This is a genomic window from Sphingobium sp. B11D3B (genome assembly GCF_025961735.1).
GTDB lineage: Bacteria > Pseudomonadota > Alphaproteobacteria > Sphingomonadales > Sphingomonadaceae > Sphingobium.
The window spans coordinates 2,366,616-2,387,113 of record NZ_JAOQOF010000001.1 but is presented as its reverse complement, the minus strand read 5'-3'; the positions used below and the strand labels follow the sequence as shown (position 1 = coordinate 2,387,113).

14 protein-coding genes and 1 riboswitch are annotated in these 20,498 nt (G+C 65.7%); of the genes, 8 read left to right on the top strand and 6 right to left on the bottom strand.

Annotated elements, in window-relative coordinates:
• Nucleotides 1-31: 31 nt before the first annotated feature.
• Nucleotides 32-1,141, bottom strand: coding sequence for a hypothetical protein (locus tag M2333_RS11215; protein WP_264611800.1), 1,110 nt, complete (start codon nt 1,139-1,141; stop codon nt 32-34).
• A 203-nt stretch (nt 1,142-1,344) separates the two neighbouring features.
• A riboswitch (cyclic di-GMP riboswitch) is annotated at nt 1,345-1,422 on the bottom strand.
• 171 nt (nt 1,423-1,593) lie between these two features.
• On the opposite strand from M2333_RS11215, the gene M2333_RS11210 reads away from it, so the two are divergent.
• The 6 genes from M2333_RS11210 (at nt 1,594) to M2333_RS11185 (ending at nt 10,265) form a co-directional block, all read left to right on the top strand.
• The gene (locus M2333_RS11210) at nt 1,594-2,196 is read left to right on the top strand and encodes a TetR/AcrR family transcriptional regulator (RefSeq protein ID WP_264574370.1); all 603 of its coding nucleotides are present in this window, start codon (nt 1,594-1,596) and stop codon (nt 2,194-2,196) included.
• A gap of 325 nt (nt 2,197-2,521) precedes the next feature.
• Nucleotides 2,522-2,926: a hypothetical protein gene (locus M2333_RS11205; RefSeq protein WP_264611799.1), complete on the top strand. Its 405-nt coding sequence runs from the start codon at nt 2,522-2,524 to the stop codon at nt 2,924-2,926.
• Complete coding sequence (locus tag M2333_RS11200) at nt 2,923-4,182, top strand: efflux RND transporter periplasmic adaptor subunit (RefSeq protein WP_413716490.1); 1,260 nt, start codon at nt 2,923-2,925, stop codon at nt 4,180-4,182. Before M2333_RS11205 ends, M2333_RS11200 begins: the two co-directional genes overlap by 4 nt.
• A gap of 126 nt (nt 4,183-4,308) precedes the next feature.
• A complete protein-coding gene (locus M2333_RS11195) occupies nt 4,309-7,485 on the top strand; it encodes an efflux RND transporter permease subunit (RefSeq protein ID WP_264578095.1) in 3,177 nt (1,058 codons plus the stop codon).
• A 17-nt stretch (nt 7,486-7,502) separates the two neighbouring features.
• Nucleotides 7,503-8,909, top strand: a complete 1,407-nt coding sequence (locus tag M2333_RS11190; RefSeq protein ID WP_264611798.1) for an efflux transporter outer membrane subunit — start codon at nt 7,503-7,505, stop codon at nt 8,907-8,909.
• Nucleotides 8,910-9,026: 117 nt separating this feature from the next.
• The gene (locus M2333_RS11185) at nt 9,027-10,265 is read left to right on the top strand and encodes a GGDEF domain-containing protein (RefSeq protein WP_264611797.1); all 1,239 of its coding nucleotides are present in this window, start codon (nt 9,027-9,029) and stop codon (nt 10,263-10,265) included.
• A 58-nt stretch (nt 10,266-10,323) separates the two neighbouring features.
• On the opposite strand, the gene M2333_RS11180 is transcribed toward M2333_RS11185, so the two are convergent.
• Nucleotides 10,324-12,549, bottom strand: a complete 2,226-nt coding sequence (locus M2333_RS11180; RefSeq protein ID WP_264611796.1) for a TonB-dependent receptor — start codon at nt 12,547-12,549, stop codon at nt 10,324-10,326.
• A gap of 417 nt (nt 12,550-12,966) precedes the next feature.
• Here M2333_RS11180 and M2333_RS11175 point away from each other — a divergent pair, with 417 nt between their 5' ends.
• Together M2333_RS11175 and M2333_RS11170 are read left to right on the top strand one after the other, a co-directional pair.
• Nucleotides 12,967-14,745 (top strand): tannase/feruloyl esterase family alpha/beta hydrolase, encoded by a 1,779-nt coding sequence (locus M2333_RS11175; RefSeq protein ID WP_264611795.1) that lies wholly within the window; start codon nt 12,967-12,969, stop codon nt 14,743-14,745.
• A 562-nt stretch (nt 14,746-15,307) separates the two neighbouring features.
• On the top strand, nt 15,308-15,688 hold the full coding sequence (locus M2333_RS11170) for a hypothetical protein (RefSeq protein WP_264611794.1): 381 nt from the start codon (nt 15,308-15,310) through the stop codon (nt 15,686-15,688).
• 126 nt (nt 15,689-15,814) lie between these two features.
• On the opposite strand, the gene M2333_RS11165 is transcribed toward M2333_RS11170, so the two are convergent.
• From M2333_RS11165 to M2333_RS11150, 4 genes are all read right to left on the bottom strand, one after another.
• A complete protein-coding gene (locus tag M2333_RS11165) occupies nt 15,815-16,285 on the bottom strand; it encodes a DUF4126 domain-containing protein (protein WP_264611793.1) in 471 nt (156 codons plus the stop codon).
• A 108-nt stretch (nt 16,286-16,393) separates the two neighbouring features.
• On the bottom strand, nt 16,394-17,215 hold the full coding sequence (locus M2333_RS11160; protein ID WP_264611792.1) for a hypothetical protein: 822 nt from the start codon (nt 17,213-17,215) through the stop codon (nt 16,394-16,396).
• Nucleotides 17,215-19,830, bottom strand: coding sequence for a TonB-dependent receptor (locus tag M2333_RS11155; protein WP_264611791.1), 2,616 nt, complete (start codon nt 19,828-19,830; stop codon nt 17,215-17,217). Before M2333_RS11155 ends, M2333_RS11160 begins: the two co-directional genes overlap by 1 nt.
• A 155-nt stretch (nt 19,831-19,985) precedes the next feature.
• A complete protein-coding gene (locus M2333_RS11150) occupies nt 19,986-20,453 on the bottom strand; it encodes an SRPBCC family protein (protein WP_264611790.1) in 468 nt (155 codons plus the stop codon).
• Nucleotides 20,454-20,498: the final 45 nt, after the last annotated feature.

Sequence of the window (20,498 nt, the reverse complement as noted above, 5' to 3'; positions counted from 1 at the left end):
CGAGGTTGGCGACTTGAGGCGGGGTGGCTGTTTAGCGGCCCAGTCCCAAAGAAGTGCCGACCGTGTTCAGCGTGCCGGTTACCGGCGCCAGCAAGCCGCCATTGGTCGTCGTGCCGGCCCCTGCGCCTGCACCGGCTTCGACGCTGCCGCCAACGCCTAGCGCACCGCCGACCGAGCCGACCGTGGCACCGACCGTGCCGAGCACGCCGCCATTGACGTCGCCGCCCGTGGCTGTTCCACCGCCAAGCACGCCGCCGCCTGACACGTCACCGCCCACGCCCACGGCGCCGCCGACAGACCCGACGGTCGAACTCACGGCGCCGAGCACGCCGCCCACGGCCCCCGTGCCCCCGCCGGGCAGGGACGCGCCGTTCGGGAGGACATTGGCGTTGACCAGCGCCGGATCGCCGCTCCCCAGCAGCTGATTGCCGCCGAGCGCGACGTTCAGCAGGTTGTCGGAAATGCCGCCGGTGGGTGCCGTAATGTTGGTCACCCGTACATCGGCGATGCCGTTCACGGTGGCCAGCGCGGTATTGCCTGCGTTCAGCACGCCGGCGGATGCGAGCGTGCCCGTCGGCTGGGTGTCGCCAAGCACGCCGACGCCGATCGCGCCCGCTGTGCCATCAAGACCGTTGGTCACGGTGCGCCCGCCAACGTCAATGGACACGACATCGCCGACCACGCCTTGCGCGCCCTGCAGCAGCAGCGTGCGGCCTTCGCCGGCATCGACCAGCACCGTGCCTGTATCCTGCAGCACCCGCGTGATCGTGCCGGTCACGGGCTGTGTGACAGGCAAGGCAGCGGCGATGGGAGTGGTCACGCCTTGCTGGCCATCCGCGACGCCGAGCACGGCATTGCCGGCCGTCGCCAGAACCGGGGAGACCTGCGTGACGACGCCCCCAGCCAGACCGCCACCGGTGCTGCCGCCACCATCGGCCGATCCGCCGCCGCCGGTATTCCCGCCGCCAGTGTTTCCACCGCCCGTGTTCCCGCCGCCCGTGTCAGTTCCGCCCCCGCCATTGTTGCTGCCGCCACCCGACCCGGGCGCCGGCGAGCCGACATTGGCGTAGCGGGAATAACCACTGGTCTCGCAGGCGCTGAGCAGCATGGCCAGCGCAGAGCAGGCAGCTATGGCGGGCATGGCCCGGCATAGTCGTGACGTTCTGTTGGATCGTAATGTCGTCGTGGAAAGAACCTGAGCCATTGCGTCATCTCCTGTCAGGCTTGCAGCCGGGCTGGAGACGGGAGCTATCCGATGGCAGGCCCACGTAGCGCGGAGCGGTGTGGAGCGATCATAGCCAGAGCGAGGCGTAGACACGCACACACAGCTCCGACCTCGGCTCCTTCGGCAACCCCGCTACCTTGAACCCAAGGCCGGAAGCTTTGCGTCACGGCGTTACCACCGCTTTGCCATTATCGGGATCGGAGTGATCCTGCGCTTGAAATGTCAAGCTCTGGAAAAGGTTCATGGAAAAGAGTCTGAACTTAACTTTTATCATGCCTGGGAGAACGTGCCGCTCGAGCGGGACCATCTTGGCTCCCTTCGTCGCACCGGACTCGACAAGCCCGGCGAGGAATTCTATACCGCCCGATATGGAACAGACCGCCATCAGGGGTCGGCCCCGCGAATTTTGCTGCGAGCAGGCGCTTGCGGCCGCGTTGCGTGTGTTCTGGACAAAGGGTTATGAGGGCGCGTCGCTCAGCGAATTGACGGACGCGATGGGGATCACCCGCCCGAGTCTCTATGCCGCGTTCGGCAACAAGGAGGCCCTGTTCCGCCAGGCGCTCGATCTCTACGAGCGGGAAAAGCTGGCCTATATCGGTCCGGCGCTGGATATGCCCACCGCGCGCGGCGTGGCGCAGCATCTGCTCGATGGCGCACTCTCCACGATTGCCGGCAATGGCCAGCCCACCGGCTGCCTCAGCGTGATCAGCGTCACCGCCTGTGGCGCGGAAGCGCAATCGATCCGTGAGGAAGTGCTCAAGCGCGGCGAGACCGTGAAGCGAGCATTGGTGGCCCGGATGCAGCGCGCCATCGATGAGGGCGAGTTTGTCGGGCCCGCCGATGCGGAAGCGATCACGAAATATCTCATCGCCGTTTTGCAGGGCATGGCGGTTTTGGCCGGCTCCGGCACCACGCGCGAGGAGCTGGAGCGCGTTGCCGAGACCACCATGGGGATGTGGCCCAGCCGCTGAAGCGCCCGGAGACCCAAGACCGATTTTGCGCGCTGCAAAATAAAATATCGGTCGGTACAAAAAACCGGGTTGACGGCTGAACGTCTCATTAATATACCAGTCGGTACAGAAGGCGTGGGAGTGCGTGCGGCTTGGTCGGGCGCGTTCTGCTTGCCCGACTTGATTTGACAGCAATTTCATAGGTTCTGGTTTCGGGACGGACGCGCCGGTCGCGCACCGTCTTTCCCGGATCGATCCCTGGCATCCGCGATGCGCGCGCCCGGCAGCACTGGCTGTCCGGGGCTGCCCCGTCGTGCCTGCCGGGGAAGCAGGAGGAGACATGGTGATGGCATATCTGGATCTGCGAGATGGCGGGGCACGGGCGATGGTCCCGGGTGTCACTGCATCGGAGGCTGCTAGCCTTCAGGTGCAGAATGGCCACCTCCTTCCAGTCGAGTGGACGATTGTCCGACTTGCGCGGGAGGACGGGCTGTCTTCCCTCCGCGAGGAGAGCCGCCTGGGCCGCCTGCTGCGCCTCGTCTTCGGCTTCCGCCGGGCCATGCCGCTGGCGAGCGCTCGCCTCGAAGCGCTGCGGCGCATCGCGGTGCTGAGCTGGCACCATGGCTACAACATCGCCCCGTCCGAGCTCGGTCGCTTTTACGAGGCCGGCTACACGACCCATCAATATGAGACGCTGCTCCGCCACATCGGCGCCCTGCGTCTGTCGATCAAGCGGAGGAACCGCGCATGAACATGCTCAAGAAACTCAGCCCGGCGGAAGCCACGCCCGTCGAGGCCGGCACGACGCGGCGCCGCTCGCTGACCCGTGCCGCCTGGGTGGCGCTGCCGGTGCTCGCCATTGCCGGCGGTTATGCGCTGATGCGCCCGTCGCCCCCGGCCCAGGCCGCGATGGCGGCACCCACTGTCACCGTCTCTGCGCCGCTCGCACGCGAGATCATGCTGTGGGACGATTATGTCGGCCGGTTCGAGCCGAGCCGTGCGGTCGAGGTGCGTCCGCGCATTTCCGGCCAGATCACGGCCGTGCATTTCACGGACGGGCAGATGGTCCGCGCTGGCCAGCCGCTCTTCACCATCGATCCGCGCCCCTTCCAGGCTGCGCTGGCCGAGGCGCGCGCTGGTGTCGCCACGGCCCAGAGCGATCTCGCGCTGGCCCGCAGCGATCTTGAGCGCGCCGAACGGCTGGTGGCGGTAGAAGCCGTTTCCAAGAGCGAAGTCGACCGTCTTCGCGCCCGTGTCTCGGCGGCATCGGCTGCCCTGGCCGGTGCGCAGGCCCGCGCCCGCAGTCGCGCGCTGGATCTTGAGTTCACCACCGTGCGCGCGCCTATTGGCGGCCGCATCTCGGATCGGCGGATCGACCCCGGCAACCTCGCATCCTCGGGAGAGGGCGCATCCGGCACGTTGCTCACCACCATCAACGCGCTCGATCCGATCTACTTCACCTTCGAGGGGTCCGAAGCGCTGTTCCTCAAGACCAAGCGTGATGCCGATGCCGACGCCACGCCGGTCGAGATCAAGCTGCAGGACGAAAATGCCTATCGCTGGAAGGGCAAGCTCGACTTTACCGATAACGGCCTGGATCCGCGCTCGGGCACCATTCGCGCCCGCGCCGTGCTGCCAAATCCCGATCTGTTCCTGACGCCCGGTATGTTCGGCAACATGCGTCTCTCCACAGGCTCTGCCACCCGCGCGCTGCTGGTGCCGGATACGGCCGTGCAGACCGATCAGGCCCGCAAGACGCTGCTCGTCGTCGGCAAGGATGGCACCGTCGCCGCCAAGCCGATCGAGCTTGGGCCGGTCGTCGATGGTCTGCGCGTCGTGCGGGCCGGGCTCGATCCGGCGGATCAGGTGGTGATCGTTGGCACCCAGCTCGCCATGCCCGGCGGCAAGGTGCAGGTCCGCAAAGGCCGCATTGTGCCCGAGACGCAGCCCGCGACGCCTGCCGCCGCGACCGCGCTGATGTCCGGCCAGGCCACGTTTACGCGCTAGATCATGACCGGCTTCGCCTGAAGCCGATCCTGATCCGGTCCCTTTTGCTTTCCGCATGTCCGAGCCGTCAGGTGCAGCCGCCTGACCCGAACATGCTCTGAGCGCTGCCCCCGAGGAGAGCTCCTCATGCGTCTGTCCCGTTTCTTCATCGACCGGCCGATCTTCGCGGCCGTCATCGCCGTCATCATCACGATCATCGGCGCGATCAGCTATTTCTTCCTGCCCGTCTCGCAATATCCCGAGGTGGTGCCGCCGACGGTGACCGTCTCCGCCATGTATCCCGGCGCCTCTGCCGAGACCGTGGCGGAGACCGTTGCCAGCCCGATCGAGCAGGAGATCAACGGCGTCGAGAACATGCTCTATCTCTCGTCGCAATCGACGGGGGACGGGCGCGTGGTCGTCACCGTCACCTTCAAGCAGGGCACGGACCTCGATGAGGCGCAGGTTCTGGTGCAGAACCGCGTCGCCATTGCCGAGCCGCGCCTGCCGCAGGAGGTGCAGCGCCTCGGCATCGTCACCAAGAAGACCTCGCCGGACTTCCTGCTGGTGGTGAACCTCATTTCGCCCGACGGTTCGCTCAATCGCGAGTATATCTCCAATTACGCGCAGACCCGCATCAAGGACCGGCTGGCCCGCATCGAGGGCGTGGGCGACGTGCAGCTGTTCGGCTCGCGCGATCTCTCCATGCGCGTGTGGATCGATCCGCGCCGTGCGGCGGCGCTGGGTCTGACGGCCGGCGACATCGTCTCCGCGCTGCGCCAGCAGAATGTGCAGGTCGCTGCCGGCACGCTCGGCCAGCCCCCCTCGGGCGGATCGGCCTTCCAGCTCAATGTCGAGACGCAGGGTCGCTTCACCGATCCGCAGCAGTTCGCAAATGTCGTCATCCGCACCGACGATCAGGGCCGGCAGGTCCGCGTCTCCGATGTCGCCCGCGTTGAGCTGGGCGCCGAGGATTACGGCACCTCGGCCTATCTCGGCGACAAGGACAGCGTCATCATCCCCGTCTTCCAGATGCCGGGATCGAACGCGCTGGCCGCCGCCGAGGCTATCAAGGCTGAGATGAACGTCCTGGCGAAGGACTTTCCGCAGGGCCTTGAATATCGCATCGTCTACAACCCCACCGAGTTCATCCAGAAGTCCATCGACGAAGTCGTGAAGACGCTGGTCGAGGCGGTGATCCTCGTCGTGCTCGTCATCATCGTCTTCCTGCAGAAATGGCGGGCGGCGCTGATCCCGGTACTGGCGATCCCGGTCTCGCTCATCGGCACCTTCGCGGTGCTGGCGGGCATGGGCTATTCGATCAACAACCTGTCGCTGTTCGGCCTCGTGCTCGCCATCGGCATCGTCGTCGATGACGCCATCGTGGTGGTCGAGAATGTCGAGCGCAATCTGGAGAACGGGATGACCCCGCTCCAGGCGGCGCGCACCTCCATGGATGAGGTGGGCGGGGCGCTGATTGCCATCGTGCTGGTGCTGTGCGCCGTGTTCGTGCCGACCTTGTTCATCGGCGGCATGTCCGGCGCCTTCTACCAGCAGTTCGCAATCACCATCTCGGCCGCGACGATCATCTCGCTGGTCCTCTCGCTCACTTTGTCGCCCGCCTTCGCGGCGCTGCTGCTGCGGCACCGCCATGCCCTGCCGGAGGGCGCGCCGCGCTGGCGCCAGCTCACCGAGCGGGCAGGCGATGCGTTCAATCGCGGGTTCGACCGGTTCAGTGCCCGCTATGCGACCCTGACCGCGCGGCTGGTCCGCCAACCCAAGAAGATCATGGCGGCTTATGTCGGGCTGATCGCGGTGACCGTCGCTGCGCTGGTCTACACGCCGTCGGGCTTCATCCCGGCGCAGGACCAGGGCTATTTCTTCACGATCATCCAGCTGCCGCCGGGCTCTTCCACCGCGCGCACCGATGCGGCGATGAAGAAGGTCGCTGAGCGGATGCTGCCCATTCCGGGCATCACCAACGCCGTCATGCTCTCGGGCTTCGACGGCGCCTCGGAGACGCGCAACGCCAGCTCGTCGGCGGCCTATTGGGTGCTCGATGATTTCGACGAGCGGGCCGCCAAGGGCCAGACCATCGACAAGCTGATGGAGGAAGCCCGCAAGGCGACCGCCGACATCAGCGAGGCACGTCTGATGATCGTCAAGCCGCCGCTCATCCGCGGCATTGGCTCGGCGGGCGGCTTCCGCCTGATGGTGCAGGATCGCGAGGGCGCCGGCTACAAGGCGCTCGAGCAGGCGGCCTACAGCGTCATCGGCCCGGCCAACCAGACGCCCGGACTCTCGTTCGTCTACACCTTCTTCGACACCGCGACGCCGCGCATCTTCGCGGATATCGACCGCGAGAAGGCGCAGATGCTCGGCGTACCGCCGGAACGGGTGTTCGAGACGCTGCAGATCTATCTGGGCTCGGCCTTCGTCAATGACTTCAATCTGCTTGGCCGCACCTATCGGGTGACCGCGCAGGCGGACGAAGCCTTCCGGCGCACCACGGCGGACATCGCCAGCCTGCAGACGCGCTCGGACTATAACCAGATGGTGCCGATCGGCTCGATCGCCACCTTCCGGGACACCACCGGGCCCTATCGCGTGCAGCGCTACAATCTGGCGCCCGCTGTCGCCATCGATGGCGATACCGCGCCCGGCGCATCGTCGGGTCAGGCGCTGGATGCCATGGAGCAACTCGCCAATGCCAATCTGCCGCGTGGCTTCAGCCATGAGTGGACCGGCATCGCCTATCAACAGAAGACGGCCGGCAACACCGCAGGTCTCGTCTTCGGTCTGGCCGTGCTGCTCGTCTTTCTGGTGCTGGCGGCGCAATATGAGAGCCTTGTCATGCCGCTCGCGATCATCCTGATCGTGCCGATGTCGGTGCTGGCGGCTCTGGTGGGCGTCAACCTGCGCGGCATGGACAATAACGTCCTGACGCAGATCGGCATGATCGTGCTCGTGGCGCTGGCTGCCAAGAATGCGATCCTCATCGTCGAGTTCGCCCGCCAGGGCGAGCAGAACGGCATGAGCACGCTGGATGCCGCCGTCCACGCCGCCGGGCAGCGCCTGCGGCCGATCCTGATGACCAGCTTTGCGTTCATCCTGGGTGCGGTGCCGCTGGTGCTGGCCACCGGAGCAGGCGCGGAACTGCGGCAGGCTCTGGGCACAGCGGTGTTCTTCGGCATGGCCGGCGTCACCATCTTCGGCCTCATCTTCACGCCCACTTTCTACGTCGTGAGCCGCGCGCTCGGCGACCGGATCGCACGCCTGCGCGGGCGGTCCGGTGGCGATGCCGTGCCGGCCCCCGCCGAGTGAGTGAGGAGGACCCTATCATGACTGCTCATCGCATCTTCGCACCTCTTGTTTCCGCGCTGGCGCTTTCAGCGTGCGCGGTGGGGCCGGACTACGTCGCCCCCACGCCCCCCTCGGCGTCCTCCGGCCCCTTTCTTTCCGCCGCGTCCCCGGCCTTTGCGCCGGCCCCGGTCCAGCCGGACTGGTGGCGGCTCTACAATGACCCCGTGCTGGACGGGCTGGTCACCGACGCGCTTGCCGCCAATACGGATGTGCGCATCGCGCTCGCCCGGCTGGAGAAGGCCCGCGCCGGGCTGCGCGGTGCCCGGGCGGATCGCCTGCCGCGCACCGATCTCTCGGCCAGTGGGGATTATGGCCGCCTGCCCGCAAGCCAGCGCGCGCCGGGAGCGCCGCGTGAGGATTGGGCGCTCGATGCCGGACTGTCGGTCTCCTATGAGGTCGATCTGTTCGGGCGTGTGAGCCGGGGCGTCGAAGCTGCGCGCGGCGATGCCGATGCGGCCGCCGCCGATGCCGACGCCGTGCGCGTCGCCGTCGTCGCCGATACCACGCGGGCTTATGCCGATGCCGCCTCGGGCGCGGCGCAACTGGCCGTCAATCGCGAGATCGTGGGCCTGCTCGACCGGTTGCTGGACCTGACCGGCAAGCGGCGCGAGGCGGGCCTCGCGACCACGCTCGATGTCTCGCGGATCGCCGCCTTGCGCGACCAGCGCGCCGCCGACATTCCGCTCATCGAGGCGCAGCGTCAGGCCGCGCTCTTCCGCCTCGCCACGCTCACCGGCCGTACGCCGGACGCCTTGCCCGAGATTGCCGGTCAGCGCAGCATCGGGCTGGAAATCCGTCAGGCCATACCGGTCGGGGAAGGGGCTACCTTGCTCGCCCGCCGCCCGGATGTGCGCGCGGCCGAGCGTCGTCTCGCTGCCGATACCGCGCGCATCGGCGTCGCCACGGCGGACCTTTATCCGCGTATCAGCCTGGGCGGTTCGGGCGGGTCGACTGGCAATGATATCGGCGCGATGTTCGGCGGTGGCCCGCTGCGCTGGCTGCTGGGTGGCCTTATCAGCTGGTCCTTCCCCAATCAGGAGGCCGCCCGCGCGCGCATCGCCGGCGCACGGGCGGACAGCGATGCCGCGCTCGCCGCCTTCGACGGCGCAGTGCTCAACGCGCTGGAGGAAACCGAGACGGCGCTCTCGACCTACGGTCACGCGCTGGAGCGCCGCCAACGCCTGCAGGCCGCCCGCGATTCCGCCGGCGCCGCCGCGCGCATCACCCGTGCCCAGCAGCGCGAGGGGGCCATCGACTCCCTCCAGCTGCTCGACACCGAGCGCACCTTTGCAGAGGCAGAAGCCGCGCTCGCCGCACAGGATGCCGAGGTCGCGCGCGCGCAGATCGATGTGTTCCGGGCGCTGGGCGGGAGCTGGGCGAGCTGAGCGAGGCTCAATGGTCCCCGGACTGGCGATGAGTCGCGCGACCGACGCTGAAATGCTAATGGCATCTTAACATCCGCACCATAGCCCGTGCGGCTGAGAAGCTGTTGTGAGTCAGCAATGGACGAAGGTCAGGTTTCCAGCGAGCGGATCGACGCAATCGAACGCGCATTGTCGCGGCCTGTTGGCCAGATCGCTCTGGAGCCGTCCCTCGAAACCGCCTATCTCGACCGCACTGACCTGAAAAGGCGCACAACCATTGCCAGCTGGCACGTCGGGGCGCTGATTGCCAATCTGGCGTGCCTGCCTCTGGATTATATCGTCGGTCAGCTGCAGCTGGGGCTGGCATTGCGGTTGGGCATCACGACTCCGGCCTATCTGCTGGCCATGGTGATCGTGATCCGGGGCCCGAAGCGGTTACAGAACGCCGCCATCATCCTGCCCATGGTGCTCTTTGTCGCGACCGTGACCTATCTCGGGCTTCAGGTGGGGCAACCGCATAGCGATCGCTATTTGATGGCCGCGGCTCTGCTGCTGATCTTTAAAAATCTCGCAATCCCTACCTCGGTGCGGCAGGCGCTGGCGACCACGACGCTGTCGATCCTCTCCATGTTCGGTCTGGCCTTTCTACTGCGCGGCCCGAACATCGAATCCCTTACCCTCTGCGGATTCATTACTCTCGCGTCGTTCCTGCCGCTCGTTATGCGCTGTCAGGCAGAGCGCTCTGCGCGAAATGCGTTTCTCATCGAACTGAGGGACGAACTCAAATCCGCCCAGCTTGTTGCCTTGACCCAGGCGTTGGCGGAGCTTGCCGAGACGGACCCGCTGACCGGCATGCGCAACCGGCGGAGCCTTTCGGAGACGCTGAACGGCAAATGGGCGGCGGCAAGCGTGGACAATGCCTGGTTCGGTATCCTCATGATCGATATCGACCGCTTCAAGCTGTTCAATGATACCGCAGGGCATGATGCCGGCGACCGCTGCCTGGAGCGGGTGGCCTTGGCGTTGCAGAGCGAGGTTGACCGGCAGGGACATTATATCGCGCGCTTCGGCGGCGAAGAGTTCACCGCGATCACTTATGGCCTTGCGCCCGAACCGGCCCTCGCCTTTGCCGAGACGCTCCGGCGCGCGGTGCTCGATCTCGCCATTCCACATCCCGGCTGCGAGGATGTCGCGCCGGTCACGGTCAGCATTGGTGTGGCGGTGTTGCAGCCTTCGGCTCAGGACTCCGTGGAGGATGTCATCGGCGCGGCGGACGGCGCACTGTACAAGGCCAAGGCAAACGGACGGAACTGCGTTGTCGGCTCGGCGGGCATGTCCGGCTACATTGCGCGCACGCTCATGAAAGACGCTGGCTAGGGTCTGGCAGGAGAGGAGCGGGGCCGGCCACAGCGAGTGAACCAGCCCCATCTCTCAATCAGAAGTCGTAACGAACCCGCACGCCATATTCGCGCGGAGCGCCGTAGAACTCGTTATTGCCGAACTGGCCGGAGACATAGGTCTCGTCGGTCAGGTTGGTGCCATAGGCTTCGACCAGCAGATTACCCTTCTGCACGCCGAGCCGGGCACCGAGCAGACCCCGTGATGGCAGCCGGTCGCTAACGGGGGAGTAAAGGATATAGGTCCATTGCGGGCCGACATAGGCGTAGCTGACGCTGGGGGTGATCTTCACGTCGCCCACCCACAGGTCGTAGCGCGCACCCAGATTATAGGTCCATTTGGGCGAGTAGAGATTGGTGCCGCCGCCGGTGTTTCGCAGAAACGGCGTATAGTTGATACAGGTCGGAAGGTTGGTAGCCTGGTTCGCCGGGCATTGCTGGACCGGTGTGACCCCCGGGAAGGCGAGGGCAAGGGCGCGCGTATCGACGAACGTGGCATCGCCCAAAGAAGAGTCGACGAAAGCCACGCCGGCATCGAATGTAAAGCCAGAGACGCGCGCCTGAATTTGCGCCTCTACGCCTTTCACCGTTGCGCCGGTAAGATTGGTCACCCCCGTCTGACCCGTTGACGTATCCAGCGCGTCGAACTGGAAGTCGTTATAGTCATAATAGAAGGCGCCGAGCTGGGTGCGAACCGCGCCGCCTAGCATCGTCGCTTTCCAGCCGATTTCATAATCGATCACCGTTTCCGGATCGAACTCGGAGACCAGCGAGTTAGAACCGCCCGGCTTGTAACCACGCGCGACGAAGGCATAGAACAGGTTGTTCTCGTCCGGCGTCCAATTGAGCGAGACCTTGCCGGTCATCCGCCCGTCCTTGTGATCGCCGCTCAGATCCGCCACCTGCAAGCCGTTTGGCGGGAAGGTGGGGATGCCCCGACCGATCGAGACGCTGCCGCCGCCGGTCACCGAGAAGTGCGAGTAGCGGGCGCCCACGTCCAGCGCGAGTTGCGGCGTGATCTTGTACGTCACCTGGCCGAAGACGCCGGTGGTGGTCTTGTCATTGTCGATCAGAATGTCCGTCGGGAAGCCATTCGAGCGGTTCTCGATGATCACGTCGATCCGGTTGCGTTGATAATAGCCGCCGACAATCCACGAAAGATCCTGATCGGTCGGCGAGATGATGTTGAACTCCTGCGTCCACACCCGCTCGCGCACGAACTGCTGCTGCGTCGCCACCGGGAAGGCTGCGGTGTAGCGCGCGGCATTGGTCGCATCGCTGTCGTAGAGGTTGAAGATGCGCTTGTTCTGGTAGCCGCTGAGCGAGCGCAGGGTAATGCCCGAGCCCAGCTCGTAGCGCAGTTCCAGCGAGGCCTGGATCGCCTTCTCGTCATTCTGCGTCGGCGTATCATAGTCGATCAGGCGCGGATCGCTGGTGCGATAGGCCGCATAGGCGGTGCCGGTAATGGGGCGGTAGGCATAGCCGCCGGTTTCCTTGTCCGCGGCTTCGAGCTTGAACAGCGCCTGGAAGCTCTCGGTCGGCTTCCACAGCGCACCAAAGCGGCCCGATAGCTCATCGAGCCGACCGGCCGAGCTGCCGGCGGGACCGATGTCGGTGTAGAAGGAATCGCGCGTGCGCCATTTGCCGGCGCCGCGAATGGCCAGCGTGCGCGAGAGCGGCAGGTTGAGCACCGCTTCCACGCTGCGGGCGTCATAATTGCCGATCGAGCCCTCGATGGAGCCTTCCACGCCCGCAAGATTGGGGTTGCGGGTGTTGATGAAGATCGCGCCGCCGGTCGAGTTGGAGCCGACGAACGTGCCCTGCGGCCCGCGAAGCACTTCCACCGTGGCAATGTCGTAGAAGCTGGAGGTGGTAACGATGGGCGGCTGGAAGATGCCGTCCACATAGGTCGCCACGCCGTTGGCCACTGCGGGTGATCCGCTGGCGAGGCCGATGCCGCGAATGTTGACGTTCTGCGTCAGCCCGGCGTCGGTAACGGAGAGCGAGGGCACGACCGTCTGCAACTCGTCCACCCGGGTGACGCCCTTCTCCACCAGGCCCTGGCCTGAGAGCGCGGTAGCGGCGACGGCGACCTTCTGGAGATTTTCCTCGCGCCGTTGAGCGGTGACGATGATCTCTTCCAGACCCTCGCCTTGCTGTGGGTTTTGCTGCGCCAGTGCGGGTGCCATCGCAACGATGCATGTCGTTGACGAAAGCAACGTCAGCAGTGCGCGGACGGCATAAACCTGTCGATTGGCTTTCATATCCTCCCTCTCCCTTGTCTGTTTCCCCGGCCCTTTGGCTATTGTGCCTTCAGGTGCGCGCGAGGCTTCTCATTTTCATTTTCAGTTCGCCGACTGCGCCTTTGCCTCATCCATTTTTGGCGGCTTCCATGAGCCTGGCAGAGGATCGCGACGTGCTGTGCTATTGGTCTATGAGGTTTCGTTTGTTTCGGCGAATCCTTTCATTTATATGAAAAAGAAAATAGTCTGCCTGTGGCGCGCGGTCCACAGTTACCGCTGAGCGAGAATGGGGAGGGGCGTGCAATGGAAATCAACATCGCGGCCACACCCCGACAGTTCCCGGACAGAGTCATTCTGCACGAAATTTGTAATCGATTGCTGATTCGCTGTCACGCGTTTACTGTGAGGGCGCCTTGTGGAGAGGAGCGGAAGACCGTCATGACCATGCATCGCCTTATGCTTGCGCCGCTTGCGGCCATCCTCGCGCTTCTTCCTCATCAGCTCCGGGCGACCGAAGCCCCGCCCTCGGGCACGACCTCCGCAATGCCCGCCGCGACCATCGCGGACGCCACCGCCCGATGCGCCGCGCTCGGGGCAAGGATGGCGGGTCACTGGCCGGATGCCTCCACCCACCTGCTCAGCGCGACCTTTAATCCCGCCGGCCCCGCGCCGGTGCCGCCCGGCCCTCCCGGCATGACACCGCCGCCGGTCGAGCTGCCGGCCCATTGCGCCATCGTCGGTGCGACGCGCGCGCATACCGGCGTCGATGGCCAGGCCTATGCGATCAGGTTCCATCTGCGCCTGCCGGTGGCGTGGAACGGGCGGTTCTTCTTTTCGGGCGGGGGCGGCACCAACGGCGAGCTGGGCGACGCCATTGGCCGGCTGACCGCCGCAGCGCCGGCCCTGGTGCAGGGCTATGCCGTGCTTTCGCAGGATAGCGGGCACGATAATGCGACCAATAGCGATCCCGCCCGCGGCGGCGCGAGCGCCTTCGGCTTCGATCCGCAGGCGCGCGCCGATTATGGCGGCACCTCGCTGCCGGTCGTCACCCATGCGGCCAAGGCGGCGATCCGCCAGTTCTACGGCAGCGACCCCCGCCAGAGCTATTTCGTCGGCTGCTCCAAGGGCGGGCAGGAGGGCATGATGCTCGCCCAGCGCTACCCGGATCTGTTCGACGGGATTGTCGCGGCCGCGCCCGGCTTCTCGCTGCCCAAAGCCGCGATTGCCGAGGCGTGGAATACGCAGGCCTTTGCCTCCGTCGTGCAGGCATCGGGCAAGCCGGTGACGCTTGCCAATCTGCGCGCAAGTTTCAGCATGGGCGATCTCGCGCTGGTCGGGCAGGCCGTGCGCACCGCCTGCGACGCGCTCGACGGCATGACCGATGGCCTGATCGGCGCGGTCGGCCAGTGCACCTCTGCCAGGGTGCTCCCGCAGTTGCGCGCCAGCCTGTGCAAGGGCGACAAGGCCGAGGGCTGCCTCTCCCAGCCACAGCTCGACGCGCTGGTGCGCATTCACGAGGGCGCGCGGGACAGCAAGGGCGCGCAAATCTATCCTGGTTTCCCGTGGGATGCCGGCTGGGCGGACATGGGCTGGCGTATCTGGATGCTGGGCACGCCCGATGGCAGCGTGCCGCCGATCAATGTCGCCATGGGCCTGCCTTCGCTTGCCGCCGTCTTCATGACGCCGCCCGCTCTGGCCGGCGCCACGCCTGACGAATTGCTGGCCTGGGCCATGCGCCTCGACATGGATCGTGCTCGCGCCGGCGTGGAGGCGGTGGTGCCGCCGTTCACGCGCTCGGCCTGGCAGGATATCGGCGCGCGCTCGAACGACCTCGATGCGTTTCGCGCGCGGGGCGGCAAGCTCATCGTGCCGCATGGCATGTCGGACCCGGTCTTCTCGGTGAACGACACGCTGGCTTGGTGGGGCGAGGTCGATGCCCGGTACAAGGGCGCCGCGCGCGAGTTCGTGCGCGTCTTCCCAGTGCCCGGCATGGGCCATTGCGCCGGCGGCCCGGCGACGGATCAATATGATGCGTTCGGTGCCCTCGTCGCGTGGGTGGAGCAGGGCAAGCGGCCCGATCAGTTGAGCGCAACCGCCGGGCCGATGTCCGGCCTCAACGGCATCCAGCGCCCTATCTGCGCGGCGCCCGCCATCGCCCGGCGGGCGGGCGACACATCGGATCAGTCTGCGGCGCAGATCAGCTGCACGCAGCCATGAGCACCGACGGCCGCGCCATCTCCCCCGTCCGGGCGCGGCCGTCGTTGCAAGGATAGGCGCGACGTCCGTCTGCCAGACCGTCGCGGCGCGCACCTGCCATGTTGGATGAGGGGCAGCGCCTCCCATCCCGCGTCCGTCGGCATTTTTATTGAAATGCTCTGCGGTGCTGTGGACAAATTACTGTGCGACGGAACATCTGCGAAGGGCGGCCGGGGTCGCTGGGTCGACGTCGAAATGCGATCTTTGCCGATTTTCCCCGTTCGTGCTGAGTAGCGCCGCAGGCGCGTATCGAAGACCCGTATCGAAGCATCGCAGCGCACAGGCCAGCCTTCGATACGCCGCTTCGACAAGCTCAGCAGCTACTCAGGACGAACGGAGGGAATGCCGGCAATGGCGTCGCGCCTGATCAGTCCGCGTTCAACACCAAGGTTGGACCACAGCCATAGCCGCTTTGGAGAGGTGACGAAGGATGGATGAGCGGCCAGTTTGGCGTGGGGAGCGGACATCCCGATTGTGGTCTTCTGGCTTGAACCGCAGATGAGAGCGGCGGTAGCATCACGATATGACCATCGCTTCGTTTAAGCATCATCTTCAAACAGCGATGCCTTTTGGCTGTCTGCCTAGCGCCCTTCTCTTTGTCGGGATGGGATTCGCTGTGTTTGTTGGCAACATCATGGGCGATTGTGAAGCTGGATCGGGTTGCCACGATAACGATGGCTTTCACATCCTGAACGGGGTCATGTGGACGCTAGTCATCGCGATGTCGATTGGAGTAGGGACCTGGCTGGCGTCGGCGGTTTTGAAAATGGCCTTGCGACCTTTGATTGGCTCGGTCGCGACCAATCTTCTTCTAGTAATTATGTCGCTGCTTGTCGTGTGGCTTTGCTTCACTCCGGCAATGGACTTCGTCCTCAAAACCACAACCCTCGCCGGTAATCTGTAAGGCGCCTTCAGGACATTCCAGCGCTAAGAGAATGTCCGCAAAGTCGTCGTACCGGGAATGGCAGCTCACCAATCGAAATATCGGACAACGGCCACCCAGCGCGGCATTCAACCTTTCCCTCGCCGCCTAGGCTGATCGTTCAGCCCCGGCTACACTTGGGCTCGCAATCGCAAGGCCGCTGCCGAGCACGAGGGCGTCCTCGACAAAGCCGGTCGCGGTCTGCCCATAACGCCGCATCGCCGCGCAGCGCAGGCGCCAGCCGAGATAAGATGAGGCCAGCGCCGTCCCGACTGCGACCGCCGCGCCCAGCCCGCGGCGGCCACGCGGCGCCAGGGCGGCGCCGGCATAGGCCGCCGTCACGCTGCGCACGGCGAGGCCGATCGGCACGATCCGGTCGGGTGCGCTCTTCATCTTGTCGCCGGCCATCTCCGCCGCCGCCAGCGACGCCGTGCCCGCCGCGATCAGCGGATTGCGCAACAAGCCCTGCAAAGGCAGCACCACCGGAATATCCCCCTTGCGCGTGCCCGTCGCCACTGCCGCCAAGGGCGTCATGCCACGCTGCCCGGCCACCAGGCCGATGAGGAAGGATCGGATCATGTCGCGTTCTCCGTAGATGGGTTCGTCTTGAGAACCGACGCGATGCGGGGATCGTTCCGGGGCGTGAGTATTCTTGGGCGGCGTTGCGCGAGGGGCGCCGCCGCCGCCCTATTTCTGCAGCGGCGGCACGCGCATCTCCAGCATGGCGCGGGTCTTGCGGCTGATGCCCCACAGGATGCCGGGCCGGTTCTCGTCCCAGTCGATCGCCTGGCCTTCCGCCTCCATTGGCACGGTGGCGATATGGTCTAGCGTGGCGCCGCCCTTGGGTAATTGCGTCACATAGAGCTCGGGATTGTCATGGCCGGAGAGCCACAGCCGCCCGTCGGGGCCGAACCCGCCGCCCGAGATGCTCATCGGCGCGATCCGCTCGAGGATCGTGGCGGGCAGCGCCCAGCTTTGCGTGCGGCGCCAGTCCGTATCGAACTGGACGAGGGTGGTGTGGCGGTGGTCGCGCGGTGCCTCGCCGCCCTTGCCGTCATAATTGGCGAACAGCCCCCACCAGTGTCCGGCATGCCAATCGACCCAAGTCAGCGAGCCGGTGCCAAGGCCGAGCGAGACGGTGCGCTTGTGGGCGAGGGTGACGGGATCGAAGATCTCGACCGAACTGGCCTGTGGCACGCTGGGGAAGTTGGAGGCCGCGCACACCAGCTCGGCCTTGATGAGCGCGCAGCTGTTGATGTGCGGGTAGCGCGCCGGCTCGCCGGTCCAGACTGCCCGCCGCGCGCCGGTCTTGCGATCGTAGCGGGCGATGGTCCAGTTGGCGACGGCATAGACATCGTTCGGGCCGACCGCCACGCCCTGCCGCGCTTCCTCGGCAGGGATGCGGCGCAGCGTTTCGGCCGGCTGGCCCTGGGGCGGGGCGGCAGCGGGTGTCCCCGCCGCCGCTGCCGCCGCAGCGGCACTGGCCGCCAGAGCGAGAAGCAGGCCCATCAGAAATTCGCCGCCACGCCGAACCAGAAGGTCCGGCCATATTCGGCGGATTCCTGCAGGTAGGTGCGCCCGGGCCCGACCAGCTCGCGCCGGCCCTGATTGTTGAGGTTCTGCCCCTCGGCATACAGTGTGATATTGGAGGTGACGCGATAGCTGATATTGGCATCCAGCGTGCCACGGCTCTTCCAATATTGGTCGGCATTGGGGATGGTGTCGTTGATCGTCTCCAGGAAGCCGCCGATATAGTTGTACGACAGGCGCCCCTCGAACTTGCCCTTCTGATAATAGACCGAGGCGTTCCACACCGTGTCCGGCTGGAGGAACAGGCCGGTCACGCGCGGGCCGGCCGTGGTGAGGAAGGTGAAGCGCGTATCGAGGAAGGTCGCGTTGGCGCTCACGCCCAGTCCGTCGAACGGATCGGGCAGGAAGGTCAGCGCCTGCTGCAGGTTCAGCTCCAGGCCCTTGATGGTCGCCGTTTCGGCATTGCGCGGTTCGGAGACGAGCACGCTCTCCGGCCCCCGGCCGACGTCGATCGTTTCCACATTGGAGAGGGTGAAGATCTCGTTCTTGATCTTCTTGTGGAACAAAGCGGCGGAGATCACGCCATCCTTCGGGTAGAACTCGAAGGAGAGATCGAAGCCCCGGCTCTCGCGCGGCTTGAGGCCCGGATTGCCACGGGACAGCGTTGGCTGGCTGCCATCGAAGCTGAGCGTCTCGCTGGCCGCGATGGAGGAATAATCCGGCCGGCCGATGGTGTTGGTATAGGCGCCGCGCACCACGACGCGATCGGTCACATCCCAGCGGATGTGCGCGCTGGGCAGCCAGTTGCCATAGCTGCCGTCCGTCGTGATCTGGGTGAGCGCGCTTCCGAGCGTGCGATAGGCATCCGAGGAGACGTCCGTGCGCTCATAGCGCAGGCCGCCGAGCAGCGTGACATTGCCGATCCGGGTGCTGCCCTGCACATAGCCGGCATAGACGTCCTCGTTGACCTTATAGTCGCCCGCCTTCGAGGCGACGGTGGTGGTGAAGCGGCTCTGATTGGCCTGATAGAAGGCCGGAAAGGCCTGCGCATCGATGCGGATCGGAATGTAGAATTTGTCGCGGATCGCTTCGCTCGGCCCGGCGGTCACCACCTTGTCGAGCGTATAGGTGAAGCCGCTGGCAGCCTTGTAGTCGGTCCGCTCGACTTCGTTCTTGCGGCTCGTGAGGCGCAGCACGGCACCGGTCTTGAGCTTGATGCCACCATCGATGCTGTCATCGCCATAAGTGAAGTTCAGGCGGAACTGGCCGCTCTTCTCCAGCGACTTTTCCAGATTGCTGCGCTGCTGTTGGAGATAGAAGTTCTGCGGGTTCACCGCTGCGGCGGCGTTGGTCGGTGTGAAGACGGGATAAAAGTCCGACGTGTCATAGCTGAAGGCATAGCGGGTCGCGTCGGCATCGCGGGTGCGGAACTCGATGCTTTCATTGGGCACGCGCATCCGCCCGAGCGAGAACACCGCGTCACCATCCAGCTTCCATTGCTCGCCGCCATCCCAGGCGAAGGCGGTGCGGCCGAGCGCAACGAGGCGCCGCGTAATCGGCTGGTTGAGCTGCACGATGATGCGCCCGCGCGCGAACTGGCCGCTCGTCTCCGTCTGGTTGGCGACATTGCCGACCGGCTCCATGCGATATTCGATACGCTCCTCATCGTCCTCGGTGCGAGCGACGACGCCGGACAGCTCCCAGCGGAACGTGTCGGAGGGGCGCCATTCGAGCTTGGCGTTGCCGCCGGTGCGCTGCTTGGTGTTGTTGTACCAGAAGAGGCGGTGCTGGGTCGGCACCTGGATGCCGTTACCGGTCGCCGCGCCGCTGTCCACCGGGGCGCCGGCGGCGGTATATTCGCGCACGGAGGGGCTGGCGACTTCGATCTGCGGAATGTCGTAATCGAGCTGCTCCTGGCTCGCGCCGATCACGATGCCCCATTCGTCGTCCGCGCCGAAGGTGGTGCCGGCGGCAAAGGCCAGCCGGTAGGAGGGCTTGCTGTTGCGCACCTCGCCATGCTGCTCATAAATGCCATAGGACGCGATGCCGTTGAAGAACGGCCGGCCGGCATCGAAGGCGCTGCGGGTGGTGATGTTGATGATGCCGCCGACGGCATTGGCGTCATTCTCCGGCGTCACCGTCTTGATGACCTCGATCCGCCCCGCCATCACGGAGGGCACGATGTCCAGCGGCACGGTGCGCCCGCCCGAATCCACGCCCGCCACCAGCGCGCCGTCCACCGTCGTGCGGTTGTAGGTGGATTGAAGGCCACGCAGCACCGGGAAGCGCGGCTCGCCCTGATCCTCCTGCACGGACAGGCCCGGAATGCGCCGCAGCGCCGCCGCCGTATTATGGTCCGGCAGCTTGCCGATATCGTCGGCTGAGATCGCATCCATCACCGCAAACGCCTCGCGCTTCTCCGCCGTCGCCTCATATTGCGCGCGGCGCTGGCCGGTGACGACAATCGTATCGCCATCCGCACCAGCCTCGCTCTCGGCCTCCGGCACGAGTGCGGATTGCGCGAAGGCAGGCGTGGCAAGCAGAATGGCCGAGCACAGCAAAGCGGCCCGGAAAGTCGGGTAAAGCGGTTTCATTGTGGTGAGTCCCCAAAAGCAGGTTTTGTTCTGGGGGCGGCAGATAGGGAGGCCTTGCGTCAGGGAGGTGACGGAACGGCGTCATGCACATGAAGGGAGGATGACGGATTGGTGACGGGGTGGGTCTCGTCAGGTCAGTGGGCAGGGACAGCTCGTCACTTATAAAAGCCGTCGCGCAGATTTACCCCATGCTCCAGCCATATGCGCATGGCGCAGAGCATGCCGGTCCAGCCTTCGCAATTGCCGTAGGACGCTTTGAGGCCCGCCGCATTGTCGCGCCAGCCTTCCTCGCTGATCTGCACATGGGTTCGTCCGCCGTCCAGCGCGGCGAAGGTCATGGTTACGGTGGTGAGCGCGCGGCCCTGCGCGTCCGGCGTCACGGCGTCGTCCGCACCGGCCCAGCGCAGCACGATGCGGGCATTCTGCTCCACCTCGACCACCTCGACGGGGAAGGCGCCGGGAAAATCATGAAAGTCCCAGGTCACCGTTGCGCCGGGTTCCAGTCGCCCCTGCGCCCCGCCCGTGGTGAAGAATTGGGAGAGGTGGGCCGGGTTCACCACGGCCTCAAATGCCTCATGCACCGGCTTGTCGATCCGCCCGCCGACCGTGAACTTCAGCTCCATGCTCTATCCTCTCGCAAAGGAAGCACCACCGACTCTTGATAGGGC

Coding starts and splice junctions, on each gene's coding strand:
- M2333_RS11215 (WP_264611800.1), bottom strand. CDS start 1,141: ATGCCCGCCATAGCTGCCTGCTCTGCGCTGGCCATGCTGCTCAGCGCC.
- M2333_RS11210 (WP_264574370.1), top strand. CDS start 1,594: ATGGAACAGACCGCCATCAGGGGTCGGCCCCGCGAATTTTGCTGCGAG.
- M2333_RS11205 (WP_264611799.1), top strand. CDS start 2,522: ATGGCATATCTGGATCTGCGAGATGGCGGGGCACGGGCGATGGTCCCG.
- M2333_RS11200 (WP_413716490.1), top strand. CDS start 2,923: ATGAACATGCTCAAGAAACTCAGCCCGGCGGAAGCCACGCCCGTCGAG.
- M2333_RS11195 (WP_264578095.1), top strand. CDS start 4,309: ATGCGTCTGTCCCGTTTCTTCATCGACCGGCCGATCTTCGCGGCCGTC.
- M2333_RS11190 (WP_264611798.1), top strand. CDS start 7,503: ATGACTGCTCATCGCATCTTCGCACCTCTTGTTTCCGCGCTGGCGCTT.
- M2333_RS11185 (WP_264611797.1), top strand. CDS start 9,027: ATGGACGAAGGTCAGGTTTCCAGCGAGCGGATCGACGCAATCGAACGC.
- M2333_RS11180 (WP_264611796.1), bottom strand. CDS start 12,549: ATGAAAGCCAATCGACAGGTTTATGCCGTCCGCGCACTGCTGACGTTG.
- M2333_RS11175 (WP_264611795.1), top strand. CDS start 12,967: ATGACCATGCATCGCCTTATGCTTGCGCCGCTTGCGGCCATCCTCGCG.
- M2333_RS11170 (WP_264611794.1), top strand. CDS start 15,308: ATGACCATCGCTTCGTTTAAGCATCATCTTCAAACAGCGATGCCTTTT.
- M2333_RS11165 (WP_264611793.1), bottom strand. CDS start 16,285: ATGATCCGATCCTTCCTCATCGGCCTGGTGGCCGGGCAGCGTGGCATG.
- M2333_RS11160 (WP_264611792.1), bottom strand. CDS start 17,215: ATGGGCCTGCTTCTCGCTCTGGCGGCCAGTGCCGCTGCGGCGGCAGCG.
- M2333_RS11155 (WP_264611791.1), bottom strand. CDS start 19,830: ATGAAACCGCTTTACCCGACTTTCCGGGCCGCTTTGCTGTGCTCGGCC.
- M2333_RS11150 (WP_264611790.1), bottom strand. CDS start 20,453: ATGGAGCTGAAGTTCACGGTCGGCGGGCGGATCGACAAGCCGGTGCAT.